Here is a 15,650-nt window from a genome sequence, read left to right as displayed (position 1 = left end):
GAGCGTGTCGACCTCGCGCGAGAGTCGCTGGCGGGCGTCGACGTCGTGAGCGACGTGGGCGCGCAGCACCTTGATCGCGACGGCGCGCCCCCGCGGGTCGAGGGCGAGGTGGACGACCCCCATGCCGCCCTCGCCGATCTCCTCGATGAGGCGGTAGGGGCCGATCCGCTGCTCGAAACCCGGACCTCCGGACCGCGGCCCCGCGGGTCCACCGATGCGGGGACCGGTGCGCGGGCCGGGCCGGGGGGTGGGCACCCGCTCGGTCCGGTCGTACGCAGTCATGCCCCTACGGTATGCGACGGGCGGGCCAGCGCCGGAACGTTGCCGTTGCGTGCTGCGGAGTGTCCCGATCAGTCCGGTTCAGGCGTTTCAACCGGTTCGGTTGCCACGGCCGGTTGAGCCGTGCGTTCAGTGGGTGWTGTAGTCGCGCAGCTGGTCGCGCTCGGACTGCAGCTCGGACAGCCGGTGCTTGACGATGTCACCGATGCTGACGATGGCCGCCAGCTTGCCGTCGCGGTCGACGATCGGCACGTGGCGCACCCGCAGCTCGGTCATCGTGCCGGCCAGGTCGGCGATGTTGTCGTCGGCCGACCCGGTGGTGACCTCGCCCGTCATGATCTGCGACACCCTCGCCTCGAGCACGCTCGTGCCGCTGCTGTGGAGGTGACGCACGATGTCGCGCTCGCTCACGATGCCCTCGACGGTCGAGCCGTCGCTGCTCACGACGACCGCACCGATCCGGTGCTCGGCCAGCAGCGCGAGCAGTCCGGAGATCGTCTCGTCGGGCTTGATGGTGATGACCTCGCTGCCCTTGCTGCGCAGCACGTCCGAAACCTTCACGACGACTCCTTCGCCTCGGCCCGGTGCCCGCCGGTGGCCCGTCCGAGCCACCAGAGATGCCTTCACTCCGACCCTAGAGCGGGACTGCACCGGGCGCCACTCTTCGCTCGTTAGAGTGAGTCCCGTCCCGTTGTCCAGCCGCAGGAGTTGATTGCGTGCCGAACCCTCGGCCGACCTACGACCTCGTCATCGCCGCGAACCGGCTGCCCGTCGACAAGGTGATCACCGACGGCGGCGAGGTCGAGTGGCGGCGCAGCCCGGGCGGCCTCGTCACCGCCATGGAGTCGGTCATGCGGGCCCAGCCGGGCGCCTGGGTCGGCTGGGCCGGCGACGCCGGGGACGCTCCCGAGCCATTCGACGAGGAGGGCATCCACCTGCACCCGGTCCCCCTGTCGACCGCCGAGGTCCGCGACTACTACGAGGGCTTCTCGAACGACACGCTCTGGCCGATCTACCACGACGTCATCGTGCCGGCGACGTTCCACCGCGAGTGGTGGTCGAGCTACCAGACCGTCAACCAGCGCTTCGCCGAGGCGGTGGCCGAGGTCGCCGCCGAGGGTGCCACCGTCTGGGTGCAGGACTACCAGCTGCAGCTCGTGCCGACGCTGCTGCGCAAGCTGAGGCCCGACGTGCGCATCGGGTGGTTCAACCACATCCCCTTCCCGCCCGTCGAGCTCTTCGCCCAGCTGCCCTGGCGCGCCCAGCTGCTCGACGGCCTGCTCGGCGCCGACTTCCTCGGCTTCCAGCGCCAGGCCGACGCCCGCAACTTCGTGCGCGCCTGCCGCCAGCTGCTCGGTGCGCAGACGAGGCGCGACCGCGTCAACGTCGAGGGGTCGCACCGCCAGGTCCGCGCTGCCGCCATCCCGATCTCGGTGGACTTCCGCGGTCTCGAGGAGCTAGCCAAGCAGCCGGACGTCATGGCGCGCGCCCGCGAGATCCGCCAGAGCCTCGGCGACCCCGAGGTCCTCATGCTCGGCGTCGACCGGCTCGACTACACCAAGGGCATCCGGCACCGCCTCAAGGCCTACGAGGAGCTCCTCTCCGAGCGACGCATCGGTCCGCCCGAGGTCACCTTCGTGCAGGTCGCCACCCCCAGCCGGGAGCGCGTCGACGCCTACCGGATCCTGCGCGGCGAGATCGAGCAGACCGTTGGTCGCATCAACGGCGAGCTCGGCAAGATCGGCGCGCCGGCCGTCCACTACCTCCACCACTCCTACCCCCGCGAGGAGATGGCGGCGCTCTTCCAGGCCGCCGACGTCATGCTCGTCACGCCGCTGCGCGACGGCATGAACCTCGTGGCCAAGGAGTACGTCACGTGCCGCCACGACCTCGGCGGCGCGCTCGTCCTCTCCGAGTTCACCGGCGCCTGGCACGAGCTCCACCAGGCGTTCGCCTGCAACCCGCACGACATCGAGGGCCTGAAGCAGACGATCCTGCGCGCCATCAACACACCGGCCAAGGACAAGCAGCGCATCATGAAGGCCCTGCGCCGCCGGGTGTCCGACCACGACGTCCAGCGGTGGGCGGCGCGTTACCTCGCAGCGCTCGCCGCAGCCCCCGACCTCCCCCACGCCGAGCCGCGCAACGCGCCCTCCTCGGAGAGGGACGAGGCGCCGCTCATGCCGGCACCGAACGATTCGCAGGCCGCCTCGAGCGGAGCGCGCCCGTGAGCGCCGTCGCACCGATCGGCGAGGCGCTCGAGCGCGCCGCCGAGGCTGCCACTCTGCTCGTGGCCACCGACTACGACGGGGTGCTCGCCCCCTTCGACGCCGACCCGATGAAGGCGACGCCGGTCCCCGGCGCCATCGACACGCTGCGCTCGCTCGCGGGCCTCCCCGGGGTCCACGTCGCCGTCGTGTCCGGTCGAGACCTCGCGACGTTGCGCACCCTCACCGAGATCGGCGAGGACGAGCCGATCGTCCTCATCGGCAGCCACGGCGCCGAGTCGTCGAGCCCCGCTGTGCGCGAGGCCATGGAGGCCGCCGCCGTGACGCCCGACGACGAGGCGACCCTGGCCGAGCTCCGCTCCGACATCGAGGCCCTCGTCAAGGAGCACCATCCCGACGCCGGCATCGAGCACAAGTCGGCCGCCGTCGTCGTCCACGTCAGGGGCCTTCCCCGCGAGACGGGCGACGCAGCGATCGCCGATGCCCGACGCGTGGCTCTCGACCATCCGGGGGTTAAGGTGCTCAAGGGCAAGTCGGTGCTCGAGCTCTCCGTCTCGCACGCCGACAAGGGCTCTGCCGTCACCGCCCTGGGTCGTCACGTCGACGCCGGCGCGCGCATGTACCTCGGCGACGACGTCACCGACGAGGACGCCTTCACGCGGATGCGCCGCCCCGACGACCTCACCGTGAAGGTCGGCACCGGCTCGACAGCAGCCCGTTACCGCGTCGACGACGAGCCTGCAGCGGCCGCGCTCCTCCAGCGCCTGTGGCAACTCTGCTCCGCCACCCGCATCGCACGCTGACCAGAGCGACCGCGCCACCCGGCATACGCCCCCGGCGGAGTTCGTGAGCCCCACACCGCACGGACACCGAGGGCGTATGCCGTTCCGCCGCCTCGAGCGCGTCCCCGCTCAGTGGCGCCGGACGGCGCCTGTCGAGCCGCGCACCACGAGCTCGGGGCGGAAGACGTACTCCGCACGGGGAGAAGGCTGCCCGGCGATCTCGTCGAGGAGCGCCCGGACCGTTGCGGCGCTCATGGCGTTGACGCTCTGGCGCACCGTCGTCAGGGGCGGGTMGGTGAAGGCGATGAGGGTCGAGTCGTCATAGCCGACAACGGAGAAGTCGCGAGGCACGCTGAGCCCACGCTTGCGGGCCTCGCGGATCGCGCCCAGGGCCATGAGGTCCGAACCGCACACGACGGCTGTCGCCCCGCGGTCGAGCAGGCGACCGGCCGCCGTCGCGCCGCCCTCGACGGAAAAGAGCGAACGCTCGATGAGGTCGTCGACGTCGGACCGGCCGGTGAGCTCCTGCATGGAGTGACGGAAGCCGGCGATCTTGCGGATGACCGGGACGTAGCGGTCGGGCCCGACAGCGAGGCCGATCTCCCGGTGGCCCAAGCTCACGAGGTGCTCGAGCGCCAGCCCCATCGAGGCCACGTCGTCGTTGCTGATGAAGGGCGCGTCGACGCCGTCGATGTAGCCGTTGACGAGGACGAGTGGCAGGTTGCGGTCCCGCAGCGCGATGTAGCGGTCCGGCGCGGTCGTCGTGTCGGCGTGCAGTCCGGAGATGAAGATGATGCCCGCCACCCCCCGCTCGAGCAGCATCTGGACGTAGTCGTCCTCGTGCACTCCCCCGGCGACCTGGGTGCACAGCACCGGCGTGTAGCCGTTCTGCGCCAGCGAGTTCTCGATGATCTGCGCGAACGCGGGGAAGATGGGGTTCGTCAGCTCCGGCACGATGAGGCCGACCAGGCCGGCGCTCTTGCGGCGCAAGCGACTCGGGCGGTCGTAGCCGAGGACGTCGAGCGCCGTCAGCACCGCCTGGCGGGTCGACTCGGCCACGCCCGGCTTGCCGTTGAGCACCCGAGACACCGTGGCCTCGGACACGCTCGCCTGCTCCGCGATGTCGCGCAGTCGTGCCTTCACGTCACCTCCCCCTTCGTCGCCCGTGCCGTGGGCCGCCGTCGGTGGGCCGCCACGTCCAGATGGTCACGCCGGGCCCCGAGGCGCTCAGTGTGACAGCCCGCTTGCCGATCTTGGGCGCACGTCCGTGGAGAGACGAGCCGGACTCGATTCCCGCGAGGTGGCGCGGCTCGAGGACGACCGGCTCGTGCGCGGCCCGCGCGACGTGGACGAGTGCCACCTCGTCGAGGGTCTCGCGCAGGTAGACCATCGCGTCACCCTCGGCGTGCACCCAGCGCAGGCCACCGCGCCGAAGGGCGACCGAGCGCTGGCGCGCCTTGATGAGGCCGCGGTAGGCGGCGAGAGTGCTTGCGTCCCAGACGGTGTCGTCCCAAGGCATCGGACGTCGTCCGTCCTCGCCGAACGTGCCCTCCATGCCGATCTCGTCGCCGTACGTCATCATCGGCATCGACGGGAACGTCAGAAGCAGGCCTGCGGCGGCCTCGACGTACTCGGGTCCGACCAGCGTCCGGATGCGCGGCACGTCGTGCGACCCGACGAGGTTGAAGGAGTGGACKAGCGACTGCCAGGCGATGCGTGACGTGAAGTCCCGCATCGTGTCGACGACCGCACCGGCGTCGAGCAGGGGCAGCGGGACCGGGGCACCGAGGAAGCGCGGGTCCTTGGGTTCCTGACGCAGCCACGTCCACGCCGGCTTGCAGAAGCCGGCGTAGTTCATGACGCCGTGCCAGCCGTCACCGGGCACGTCGGGGGTGTAGTCGTGGAAGTGCTCCCCGACGAGCAGAGCGTCCGGGGCCACCCTGCCCATGACGTCACGCATCTGCCGCGCGACGTCGTGGTTGACGTCGGTGTCGCGCCAGCGGCCCGTCATGTTGGCGACGTCGACGCGCCAGCCGTCGAGCCCGCCCGAGCGGCCCAGCCACTTGCGGACGACCCCCCGCGGGTCCTCGAAGATGCGATGGCGCAGTGCGGCGTTGAGATGGTTGAGCTTCGGCAGGGACGGGACGCCGAGCCAGGCGACGTAGGTGCCGTCCTCCCAGATGTAGTAGTCCCGTTCCGGCGTGTTCCTCCCGCCCGGACCGGTGGCCTTGAGGAACCACTCGTGGGCGTTGCCCGTGTGGTTCGTCGTGAAGTCGCCCATGACCTTCATGCCGCGGTCGTGCGCCGCCTTCGTGAGCCGGCGCAGCGCGGGGGCGCCGCCGAGCAGCGGGTCGATCTGCTCGAAGGACGACGCGTCGTAGCGGTGGTTGGAGCGGGCCGGGAAGAAGGGCGTCAGGTAGACGACGTCGATGCCGAGCGACTCGAGGTGGTCGAGGTGCTCGGTGATGCCGTCGAGGTCACCGCCGTAGAGCTGGTGCGCCACCCCCTTGGGACTGATGTCGACAGGGTCGGACCACGCGGCCGGGATCGCCCAGTCCGGCGTCTCGTGCTTGTCGGCCTGCGCCGAGCGGGCGAAGCGGTCGGGGAAGATCTGGTAGACGACCGACCCCAGCGCCCAGTCCGGCGGTGGGCTCGCGTGCGCCACGAGCCGGAAGTCGCCGGCGTCGGGCACGTCCCGCTCGTGGACCCCGGTTCCGTTGAGCCACACGTACTTCGTCGGACCACCGGTCAGCAGGAACCGGTAGTTCGTGACGGGGTTGTGGCACGTCAGGGTTGCGCGCCACCAGGCGTCCGCGGCGGTCGTGCGCACCTTGCGAGCCACGGTGAACGTCGCCTCGCCGTCCGGCGCGGTGCGCACGTGGACGGCCTCGACACCGGCTTCGAGCGGCACCCGGACGAGCACGTCGACGCGGTCGCCGAGGCGAGGCGTCGGGTGGGAGACGTACCGCCCCGACCCGTCGTGGTGCGGCTGGCTCAGCCACGTCTGCTGGCGGGTCGAGGCAGGGCTCACTTGACCGATCCCGTGGTGAGGCCGCCGACGAGCTGCTTCTGGAAGGCGAGGTAGAGCAGCATGACGGGGATGGAGCCGAGCAGGGCGCCGGCCGTGAACCGCCCGAAGAGGGTGTTGGCGTCGTTGCCGAGCGTCATGCCGTAGAGGCCCACACCGAGCGTCTGGTTGTCGACATCGGTGAGGAAGACGCTCGCCAGCATGAACTCGCCGTACAGGCCGACGAAGACGAGCATGAAGACCGTGACGAGGATCGGCATGACGAGACGCAGCGTCATCGTGAAGAAGATGCGCGCGTGGCTCGCCCCGTCGACGATCGCGGCCTCGTCGAGTTCCCTGGGGACCGTGTCGAAGTAGCCCTTGAGCAGCCACACGTTGGCGCCGAGCGCGCCACCGAGGTAGGCGAGGACGAGGCCGCTGGTCGTGTTGAGGCCGATGGACGGCAGCACGTCACCGATGCCGGCGAAGATGATGTACGTCGCGACGATGGCGAGCAGCGCCGGGAAGAACGTCGTGAGGAGCAGGAACATCATGCCGGGCCGGCGGCCCTTGAACCGCAGGCGCGAGAAGGCGAACGCCGCACACGCACCGAGGAAGACCGCCAGCAGCGCGCCCACCAGCGAGATGACCATCGAGTTCTTGTACCAGGTCCAGAACGGGCGCGAGCTGTCGTTGAAGAGGTCGGTGAAGTTCTTCGTCGAGAAGCCCGAGGGCCACAGGCTCGCCGTGTTGAGCGTGCCGCTGGGGTTCGTCGCTGCCGAGTAGATGAAGAGGATCGGGAAGAGGGCCCACATCAGGGCGAGGATGCCCAGGGCGTGACGCCACCACACCGAGCCACCGGGGCCGCGGCGCCTGGGCGACGGCGGAGTCGGAGCACCGGTCTCCTGCTCGATGCGGGTGTCCAGCCGCGCGTCAGCGGGGACGGGAGCGTTGAGGGTCGACATCAGTTGACCTCCTCGAGGGCCTTGGTGCGACGGAAGCCCGGGATGCTCATCAGCGCCACGAGCAGGAAGATGATGACGGACACCGCTGCCGCGAAGCCGTAGTTCGGCGCGCTGCCCGAGAAGGCGAGGCGGAACGCATACGTGATGAGCAGGTCGCTCGAGCCGATGCTCGTGTCGGCGCCGTTGAACGGGCCACCCTTGGTGAGCAGGTAGATGAGCCCGAAGTTGTTGAAGTTGAAGGCGAACGACGCGAGCAGCAGTGGCCCGACGGCCACGAGGAGCAGCGGCATGATGATCGAGCGCAGGGTCCGGAAGGCGTTGGCACCGTCGATGGTCGCCGCCTCACGCACGTCCTGCGGGATCGACTGGAGCGCCCCGGTGCAGACGATGAACATGTAGGGGAAGCCGAGCCACAGGTTCGTGATGAGGATCGCGGCCTTGGCCCCGGCCGACGTTCCCAGCCAGTCGACGCTCAGGCCCAGCGTCTGGTTGATGATGCCGTAGTCCTGGTTGAACATGCCCTTCCAGACCAGCGCCGTCACGAAGCCGGGCAGCGCGTACGGCAGGATCAGCAGGGACCGGTAGACCGCCTTGCCGCGCAGTCTGGGGTCGTTGAAGAGCAGCGCGATGAGCATGCCCAGCAGGAACGTCGAGAGCACCGAGACGATGGCGAAGACGACGTTCCAGACGAAGATGCCGAAGAAGCCGCTGCGGATCGTCGGGTCGGTGAAGATGCGCGTGTAGTTCGCGAGCCCGACGCTCTCCTTCCAGCCCTGGGGGAACGACTGGCTCGAGTCCGCCGCGTTGACCCAGCGCGCGTCCTTCGGGACGTACACCGTCGGTGGTGTCGTGGACGAGTCCTTGAGCTTGTCTGCAGCCGCGTCATAGGTGGCGGTCGGTTTGCCCTCGAAGGCCTCGGAGAGGCCGACGGGCTTGATGCCACCGCCGTCGCTCGTCGGGACCGCGATGGCCGAGAGGTCCTTGCTGCGGGCGTTGGCCTGCCGGGCGTTGAGGATGGTGTAGCCCGGCGCCTTGATGATCTTGCCGATCGGCGTCTTCTCTACCCCGGTCGCCGGAAGCGACTGCAGGCCCTTCTTGTCGCCGATGTACATCGAGCTGTCGGGCTTGGTCAGGAGCAGCACGAGGTCCGCGCTGGCGGGGTCACCCCCCTCGGCGATCGCGACCGACATCTTGTAGCGCGGCGTGTCGGGAACCTCTCGCACCGACTGCGCGATGATGTCGGTGACCGACTCCTCCTTGCTGTAGAGGTGACCGTCGCCGTAGTTCGTCGTCGACAGGCTAGCGGTGTAGAGCACCGGCCACAGCTGGAAGAGGGTCATGAAGAGCAGACCCGGCACGAGGTACTTCAGGGGCACGGACCGGCGCGTCGCGTAGACGGCGAGGATCCCCATCCCGACGAGTCCGGCGAGAACGACGGCCATCGTGTTGCCTGCCTGGGCGAGCCTGGTGGCGATCCACAGGATGCCGACCATCGTCGCGACGATGAGAACCCACTTGATCGCGAGCGCGAGGGGCTTGGTCATGTGACACGTCCTTTTGCGCCGGGCCGGCGCCGTTGCCGTAGATACACGAAGGGGAGCTCCCCGAGGAGCTCCCTGATGGCCCGTGCCCGGGCCGGTGTCTGCCGGGGTTCCGGGGTCCGCCACGGCGGCGGACCCCGGAACCCCTGTCAACCGAGGGAGCTCAGCCCTTGGCGATGTTGGCAGCGATCTCCTTGGCAGCAGCGTCGAGACGCTCCTTGGCACCCGCCTTGCCGGCGATGATGTCCGCGGTCGCCTGGCCGAAGGGGCCCCAGACCGAGTTCATCGCCGGGATGTTCGGCATCGGCTTGCCGCCGACGCCGGCCTCGTACCACGCCTTGACGTCGGGGTCACTCGCGGAGACCTGGTCATAGGCCTCCTTGAGGGCCGGCGGACGCTTGCCGACCTCGAAGAGCGCCAGCTGGACGTCCTTGCGCGGGATGTAGTTCGTGACGAACTCCTGTGCGAGGGCCGCGTTCTTGGCCTTGCTGGAGACGTAGAACATCTGCACGCCGAGGAACGGCTGCATGGCGCCGCCGCCGGTGAGGCTGGGCAGCGGGGCGATGCCGTAGTTGATGCCGGCTTCCTTGGCCTTCGCGACGCTCCAGGGACCGGAGATCATGAACGGTGCGGCCTTCGTGTCGAAGAGCGCGTCCTGGTTCGTGTCGTCGACGTTGGTCGAGAGGACCTTCATCTGGCCGAGCTTGGCGAGGACGTCGCCACCCTTGACGGAGCCCGCGCTGTTGACGATCAGCTTGTTGGGGTCGTAGTCGCCGTTGTCCTTCGTGGCGAAGATGCCGCCGTCGGGGAAGGCCGAGAGGTACGGGTAGGCGAAGTAGGCGTTGCCGACCTTGGAGACGAACTGCGACAGGACCTGCTTGGCCTTGCCCTCCTTGACGAGCTTCTCGCCGGTGGCGACGAGCTCGTCCATGGTCTTGGGGGCGTTCGGGACGAGGTCCTTGTTGTACATGAGGCCGATGTTCTCGACGGCATAGGGCACGCCGTAGGACTGGCCGTTGAACTTGGTGGCCGCGATGGCGGTCGGGAGGAACTTGCCCGCCACGTCGGAGCTGAGGTTGACCGGGGCGACCGTCGAGTTCTGGACGAGCTCGCCGAGCCAGTCGTGGGCGCCGACGATGACGTCCGGGCCCTTGCCGACCTTGGTCGCGTCCTTGAACTGGGTGCGGGTGTCGGTGGCGATCTGGACCTTGACCGACACGCCGTTCTCGGCGGCGAACTGGTCGGCGTACTTCTGTACCGCCTTGGACCGGTCGGCGTCCGTCCAGATGACGAGGTCGACGTTGGCGTCACGGACGGGAGCAGCGGTGCCGCTCGGCGTCTCGGGGGTGCCAGAGGTCGTCGCCTTGCTCGTGCCGGCGGCACCAGTGTTGGACGGGGTGGTGGGGCTGGACCCACCGCAGGCGCTGAGGGCCAGGGCGGCAACACCCGTGACAGCAGCAGCGCCGAGCGCACGCTTGTGCATGGATTCTCCTTTGAAGCCAGGTGGCACACGCCGCCACCGGTGACCCGGAATGTAGCAAGAAGTTGCAAATAGTGGCGACTCGCTTGCAGCAACTTTTTGCAACGTTCTGGACACAACCGGAGGGTCCCGGGCGCCACGGGCGAGGCACCTTGCGTGGGCGCAGGGGCGGTCAGGGGTGGTCAAGCCGCTGCGCATGGGACATGATGACGGTGCCTGCTCAGCCGGGCAGGCACCTTTACAACGGATCGTCCGGCACGTTCCTGCCGGTGAAGGAAGGCAATGAAGCCATGGCAACAGTGACGTTCGACAACGCGACGAGGCAGTACCCGGGCAACCCGGTCCCCTCCGTCGACAAGCTCAACATCGAGATCGCGGACGGGGAGTTCCTCGTCCTCGTCGGTCCCTCCGGATGTGGCAAGTCCACCTCCCTGCGCATGCTCGCCGGCCTTGAGGAGGTCAACGGCGGACGCATCCTCATCGGGGACCGCGACGTGACGAACCTGTCCCCCAAGGACCGCGACGTCGCGATGGTGTTCCAGAACTACGCGCTCTACCCGCACATGACGGTCGCCGACAACATGGGCTTCGCGCTCAAGATCGCCGGCGTCGACAAGGGCGAGATCCGCAAGCGCGTCGAGGAGGCCGCCAAGATCCTCGACCTGACGCCGTACCTCGACCGCAAGCCGAAGGCCCTCTCCGGTGGCCAGCGTCAGCGTGTGGCCATGGGCCGCGCCATCGTGCGCTCGCCCCAGGTCTTCCTCATGGACGAGCCGCTGTCGAACCTCGACGCCAAGCTCCGCGTCCAGACCCGCACGCAGATCGCCTCGCTCCAGCGCCGCCTCGGCGTCACGACGGTCTACGTCACGCACGACCAGGTCGAGGCCATGACGATGGGTGACCGCGTCGCGGTGCTCAAGGACGGCATCCTCCAGCAGTGCGACAGCCCGCGCCGGATGTACGACCACCCGGCCAACGTCTTCGTCGCCGGCTTCATCGGCTCCCCCGCCATGAACCTCATGAACGTCCCCGTCAGCGACGGCGGGGTCGACCTGCACGGCCACACCGTGCCGATCGCACGTGAGGACCTTTCCGGCGTCGGCAAGGACGTGACGCTGGGCGTCCGTCCCGAGGACCTCGAGCTGTCGTCCGACGCCTCGGGCATCCCCGTCACGGTCGACGTCGTCGAGGAGCTCGGCGCCGACGCCTACATCTACGGTTCGACCGAGCAGAAGCTGCTCGAGGCCACGGGTGAGAACGCCGGCGCCGTGCCGTTCATCGCGCGCGTCGACGGCCGTCGCCCCCCGGAGAAGGGCGAGAAGATCTTCCTCAAGCCGAAGCCGGGCCACGTGCACGTCTTCAACTCCGAGTCGGGCCTGCGCGTCGGCGACTGACCGGCAGCGCCTCGCGCGCCACGCTCTTCCGTATGCCGCTGGGCGTCGATCGACGGTTGTCGGCGGGCGTGCCACGATGATCGCGTGACGCTCGAGATCACCACCGCCCGACCCGAGTCCGCCCTGCTCGACCTGCCGTGGTCGACGCCGCTCGAGGAGTGGCCGGAGAGCCACCTCGCCGCGCTCCCCCGCGGCATCTCGCGCCACGTCGTGCGCTTCGTCAAGCTCGGGCCGCGCGTGCTCGCCGTCAAGGAGATCAAGGACGACATCGCGGACCGCGAGTACGCCATGCTGCGCAGCCTGCACCGCCTCGACGTCCCCAGCGTCGAACCGTTCGGCGTCGTGCACGGCCGGACCTCTGCCGACGGAGAGCCGCTCGACGCCTGCCTCATCACGCGGCACCTCCAGTTCTCGCTGCCCTACCGCGCGCTCTACAGCCAGAACCTCCGGCCCGACACCGCCGTGCGCCTCATGGACGCCCTCGCCGTGCTCCTCGTGCGCCTGCACCTCGAGGGCTTCTGGTGGGGCGACGTGTCGCTGTCCAACACCCTCTTCCGCCGCGACGCGGGCGCCTTCGCGGCCTACCTCGTCGACGCCGAGACCGGTGAGCTGCACACCAGGCTGTCCGACGGCCAGCGCGAGCACGATCTCGACATCGCCCGGGTCAACATCGCCGGCGAGCTGATGGACCTCGCGGCCGGCGGCTTCCTCGAGGAGCACGCCGACCCGTTCGAGGTGTCCGCCTCGATCATCGAGCGCTACCACACGCTGTGGGACGCCCTCACCGGCACGGAGCGATTCGAGCTCGGCGACCGGTGGCGCGTCGACGAGCGCATCCGCCGGCTCAACGAGCTCGGCTTCGACGTCGACGAGCTCTCGATCACGACCGACATCGGTGGCACCGAGATCGTCATCACCCCCAAGGTCGTCGACGCCGGCCACCACTCCCGACGCCTGCTGCGCCTCACCGGCCTCGACGTCGGCGAGAACCAGGCGCGCCGCCTGCTCAACGACCTCGACGCGTATGCCGCCGCGACCGACCGTCAGGGCGACGACGAGGAGATCCTGGCGCACGACTGGCTGGCCAAGGTCTACGAGCCGGTTACGCGTGCCGTGCCGCGTGAGCTCACCGGCCGGCTCGAGCCCGCCGAGATCTTCCACGAGGTGCTCGAGCACCGGTGGTACATGAGCGAGCGCGCCGGACACGACACGCCCATCGAGGACGCGCTGCGCGACTACGTCGCGAACGTCCTGCCGGCCAAGCCGGAGGAGAAGTCGGTGCTCGGGGTCGACACCGAGGAGATGCCGGTCATCAGCCGCTTCGACTGAAGCGAGCCGGCTCAGTCCGCGAGGGCTTCCTCGGCGGGTGCCGAGAGGATCTGGCCGAAGAGGACGACGATCCACAGCAGGAACGTCACGACGTGGACCGCCGTGCACCACAGGCAGATCGCGTGCACGCGGTAGAGCTCGGCCCAGACGAGGTAGAGCACCATCCCGATGCCGATCGTCAGCCAGCCGAGACGGACCCCGTCGAGCCAGCGCTCCGGCCGCCGCCACACGCGGGGCAGGGTGAGGCCCAGCGCGACGATGAAGAAGACGAGTCCGAGCAGGGCCACCGGCACCCCCAGGAACGTGCTCCAGGCGCTCGTGGTCACCTTGGCGCAGTCGACGATGCCGTTGATGCTGCACGCGAGCGTCGCGTTGGCGGTGAAGTGCTCGAACGTGAGGTATGCCGACACGGCGAGACCCGCGAGGGCCAGGACCAACGACACCGGCGCGAGCCAGACCGGGCGCGCACGCCCGACGTCGGCGGCCGTGGGACCCGGGGCGACGTCGCCGCGCAGCGAGCTCACGAGGTCACCGCTTGAGCAGCACGGAGGCGGACTGGACGCCCTGGCTCGTGCAGACGTTGGCCGGCTTGCCCTTGGTCTGGTCGCAGATCTGGGCCGTGATCATGTTGATGGCCGGGGTGACCGTCTTGCCGATGTCGGAGGTCGGGTCCTGGATGCCGGCGATGATCTGGTCGTAGGTCTTGCGCTCGAAGGCGTTGGCCTCGACGGTCGCACCGTTCGTGGCGGTGGTCCCCCCGTAGGTGATCCACGGGATGCCGCCGCCGGGGTTGAACTTCTGGAAGAGCGCGAGGTTGTCGCCCTCGAGGGTCTGCAGCGGCTTGCCGTCGCGGTCCTGGGTCTCGACAGCCTCGAAGGCCACGACGTCGCTGGTGTACTTCGCGTCCTTGAACGAGAACGTCGGCGTGTCGGGGTGCACGTCGGTGCTCGAGCTCCTGGTCTCGGTCACACCGGTGAAGGTGCCGAACCGCGACAGCGCGCCGATGAGCGCCCAGCGCTCCATGGCGCAGAACGGGCAGTACTCGGCGCCGACGTAGAGCACCTTGGGCTTCCCGTCCTGCGTCAGCGGGGTGCCGCCCTGGAGCTTGGCGGGCGCCTGCGCGGGCGAGGGCGCCGGCGCCTTGTCGAAGAGCGATGCCGGGAGCTTCTCGAGCGTGGCGAGGGCCGCCGCTCCCCCGCTGCCCGCGGTCGCGGCGGGAGCGTCCTTGGGCCGGTTGGCGATGACGACCCCGAGCACGACGGCGATGATGACGACGACGACCGCCACCGACGCGGCGATGACCTGCGTGCGCTGGCGCTCCTTGCGGGCGGCCTCGGCACGCAGCTGCGCCGCTCGCGCGGCCGTCTCGGCACGGGTGCTCTTCGCCACGTATACGTCCTTCGGTTCGGCTGCGCGTCGGCAGCGCTCGCGTGACGCCCCGGTGTTACTACAGGGCGTAGTCGTTCCTCAGCACTCTATCGAGCACCACTCCGACCAGCGTGGGAGGTCCATCCGAAGTTCCCGAGCCCACGCTGCCGGCCGGACGGCATACGTCAGCGGCGGCGCTGGCGGGCGATCTCGTAGAGGGTGACGCCCGTGGCGAGGCCGGCGTTGAGCGACTCGACGGCCGAGCTCATCGGGATCGAGACGATCTGGTCGCACGTCTCGCGCACGAGGCGCGAGAGGCCCTTGCCCTCGGAGCCGGTGACGATGACGAGCGGCTCCGTGGCGAGCGCGAGGTCGGGCAGCTCCACGTCGCCGTCCATGTCGAGACCGAGGATGAAGAAGCCGGCCTTCTTGAACTCCTCGAGCGCGCGGGTCAGGTTGCTCGCGCGCGCCACCGGGATGCGGGCCGCGGCGCCGGCCGACGTCTTCCAGGCCGACGCGGTCATGCCGACCGAGCGGCGCTCGGGCACGACGACGCCGTGGCCGCCGAACGCCGCGACGGAGCGCACGATGGCGCCGAGGTTGCGCGGGTCGGTGATGCCGTCGAGGGCGACGACGAGCGGGATGCCGGGCATCTCGGGGTCGATGAGGTCGTTCGGGTGGGCGTACTCGTAGGGCGGCACCTGCAGAGCCATGCCCTGGTGCACGCCGCCGTCGGTGAGCCGGTCGAGCTCGCCGCGTGGCGTCTCGAGGATCGCGAGCCCCCGCTCCGTGGCGAGCTTGAGCGCCTCGCGCACGCGGTCGTCGGTGTCGATGCGGGTGGCGATGTACATCGTCGCCACGGGCACGTCGGCACGCAGGGCCTCGACGACCGAGTTGCGGCCGTAGACCATCTCGCTCGAGGCCTTGCTGCGACTCTTGGACCGGGCCTGGCCGCGGCCACCGGGACCGGGCGCACCGGAACCGGACCGCTTCGCCGCGACCCTGGCGCGCTTGTGCGCTGGGTGGTACTCGCGTTCAGAGGCCTTGGGCGTCGGGCCCTTGCCCTCGAGCCCACGGCGACGCTGACCGCCCGAACCGACGGTCGCACCCTTGCTGCTCTTGCGGATGGCGCCGCGCCTCTGGGAGTTGCCTGGCATGTCAGCCCTATGCCTTCTCGGCCCCGGGGGCCGCGGTGGTGACGTCGGTGGTGGGGTCGGTGGTGTCGGTGGCGGCGCCCGCGTCGCCGCGCGCGGGGCGGGCGAGGGACCACTGGGCCC

General features: G+C 69.7%; 13 protein-coding genes and 1 pseudogene. 4 read left to right on the top strand and 10 right to left on the bottom strand.

Translation table 11 applies throughout. The features are described 5' to 3' along the window. Together AC1DP0_RS06580 and AC1DP0_RS06575 are read right to left on the bottom strand one after the other, a co-directional pair. Positions 1-282 (bottom strand): annotated as a pseudogene (locus AC1DP0_RS06580) (serine/threonine-protein kinase); the annotation flags it as partial. Positions 283-408: 126 nt separating this feature from the next. Continuing rightward, the gene (locus AC1DP0_RS06575; RefSeq protein WP_478083069.1) at positions 409-840 is read right to left on the bottom strand and encodes a CBS domain-containing protein; all 432 of its coding nucleotides are present in this window, start codon (positions 838-840) and stop codon (positions 409-411) included. Positions 841-995: 155 nt separating this feature from the next. On the opposite strand from AC1DP0_RS06575, the gene AC1DP0_RS06570 reads away from it, so the two are divergent. Together AC1DP0_RS06570 and otsB are read left to right on the top strand one after the other, a co-directional pair. After that, positions 996-2,510, top strand: coding sequence for an alpha,alpha-trehalose-phosphate synthase (UDP-forming) (locus AC1DP0_RS06570; protein ID WP_478083068.1), 1,515 nt, complete (start codon positions 996-998; stop codon positions 2,508-2,510). Further along, positions 2,507-3,310, top strand: coding sequence for a trehalose-phosphatase (gene otsB, locus AC1DP0_RS06565; RefSeq protein WP_478083067.1), 804 nt, complete (start codon positions 2,507-2,509; stop codon positions 3,308-3,310). Before AC1DP0_RS06570 ends, otsB begins: the two co-directional genes overlap by 4 nt. 108 nt (positions 3,311-3,418) lie before the next feature. Here otsB and AC1DP0_RS06560 read toward each other — a convergent pair whose 3' ends face one another. From AC1DP0_RS06560 to AC1DP0_RS06540, 5 genes are all read right to left on the bottom strand, one after another. After that, on the bottom strand, positions 3,419-4,432 hold the full coding sequence (locus tag AC1DP0_RS06560; RefSeq protein WP_478083066.1) for a LacI family DNA-binding transcriptional regulator: 1,014 nt from the start codon (positions 4,430-4,432) through the stop codon (positions 3,419-3,421). A gap of 1 nt (position 4,433) precedes the next feature. Beyond that, positions 4,434-6,320 (bottom strand): glycoside hydrolase family 13 protein, encoded by a 1,887-nt coding sequence (locus tag AC1DP0_RS06555; RefSeq protein ID WP_478083065.1) that lies wholly within the window; start codon positions 6,318-6,320, stop codon positions 4,434-4,436. Then, on the bottom strand, positions 6,317-7,261 hold the full coding sequence (locus tag AC1DP0_RS06550; RefSeq protein ID WP_478083064.1) for a sugar ABC transporter permease: 945 nt from the start codon (positions 7,259-7,261) through the stop codon (positions 6,317-6,319). The genes AC1DP0_RS06555 and AC1DP0_RS06550 overlap by 4 nt, the downstream gene beginning before the upstream one ends. Next, on the bottom strand, positions 7,261-8,805 hold the full coding sequence (locus AC1DP0_RS06545) for an ABC transporter permease subunit (RefSeq protein ID WP_478083063.1): 1,545 nt from the start codon (positions 8,803-8,805) through the stop codon (positions 7,261-7,263). The genes AC1DP0_RS06550 and AC1DP0_RS06545 overlap by 1 nt, the downstream gene beginning before the upstream one ends. A 160-nt stretch (positions 8,806-8,965) precedes the next feature. Further along, on the bottom strand, positions 8,966-10,285 hold the full coding sequence (locus AC1DP0_RS06540; protein ID WP_478083062.1) for a sugar ABC transporter substrate-binding protein: 1,320 nt from the start codon (positions 10,283-10,285) through the stop codon (positions 8,966-8,968). 287 nt (positions 10,286-10,572) lie between these two features. Here AC1DP0_RS06540 and AC1DP0_RS06535 point away from each other — a divergent pair, with 287 nt between their 5' ends. After that, complete coding sequence (locus AC1DP0_RS06535) at positions 10,573-11,676, top strand: ABC transporter ATP-binding protein (protein ID WP_478083061.1); 1,104 nt, start codon at positions 10,573-10,575, stop codon at positions 11,674-11,676. Between the two features lie 84 nt (positions 11,677-11,760). Further along, a complete protein-coding gene (locus AC1DP0_RS06530; protein ID WP_478083060.1) occupies positions 11,761-13,005 on the top strand; it encodes a DUF4032 domain-containing protein in 1,245 nt (414 codons plus the stop codon). 11 nt (positions 13,006-13,016) lie between these two features. Here the strand turns inward: AC1DP0_RS06530 and AC1DP0_RS06525 are convergent, their stop codons facing one another. The 3 genes from AC1DP0_RS06525 to rlmB form a co-directional block, all read right to left on the bottom strand. Beyond that, positions 13,017-13,529, bottom strand: coding sequence for a vitamin K epoxide reductase family protein (locus tag AC1DP0_RS06525; RefSeq protein ID WP_478083059.1), 513 nt, complete (start codon positions 13,527-13,529; stop codon positions 13,017-13,019). A gap of 4 nt (positions 13,530-13,533) precedes the next feature. Continuing rightward, positions 13,534-14,394: a DUF929 family protein gene (locus tag AC1DP0_RS06520; protein WP_478083058.1), complete on the bottom strand. Its 861-nt coding sequence runs from the start codon at positions 14,392-14,394 to the stop codon at positions 13,534-13,536. 164 nt (positions 14,395-14,558) lie between these two features. After that, a complete protein-coding gene (gene rlmB / locus AC1DP0_RS06515; protein ID WP_478083057.1) occupies positions 14,559-15,530 on the bottom strand; it encodes a 23S rRNA (guanosine(2251)-2'-O)-methyltransferase RlmB in 972 nt (323 codons plus the stop codon). Positions 15,531-15,650 lie beyond the last annotated feature (120 nt).

It is taken from the genome of Terrabacter sp. P5_B1 (assembly GCF_056400505.1).
This window is presented reverse-complemented; position numbering and strand designations above follow the sequence as displayed.

Bases quoted from the DNA above. Each gene is read 5' to 3' on its own strand.
- AC1DP0_RS06550 (WP_478083064.1), bottom strand. From the start codon at position 7,261: ATGTCGACCCTCAACGCTCCCGTCCCCGCTGACGCGCGGCTGGACACC.
- AC1DP0_RS06545 (WP_478083063.1), bottom strand. From the start codon at position 8,805: ATGACCAAGCCCCTCGCGCTCGCGATCAAGTGGGTTCTCATCGTCGCG.
- AC1DP0_RS06540 (WP_478083062.1), bottom strand. From the start codon at position 10,285: ATGCACAAGCGTGCGCTCGGCGCTGCTGCTGTCACGGGTGTTGCCGCC.
- AC1DP0_RS06535 (WP_478083061.1), top strand. From the start codon at position 10,573: ATGGCAACAGTGACGTTCGACAACGCGACGAGGCAGTACCCGGGCAAC.
- rlmB (WP_478083057.1), bottom strand. From the start codon at position 15,530: ATGCCAGGCAACTCCCAGAGGCGCGGCGCCATCCGCAAGAGCAGCAAG.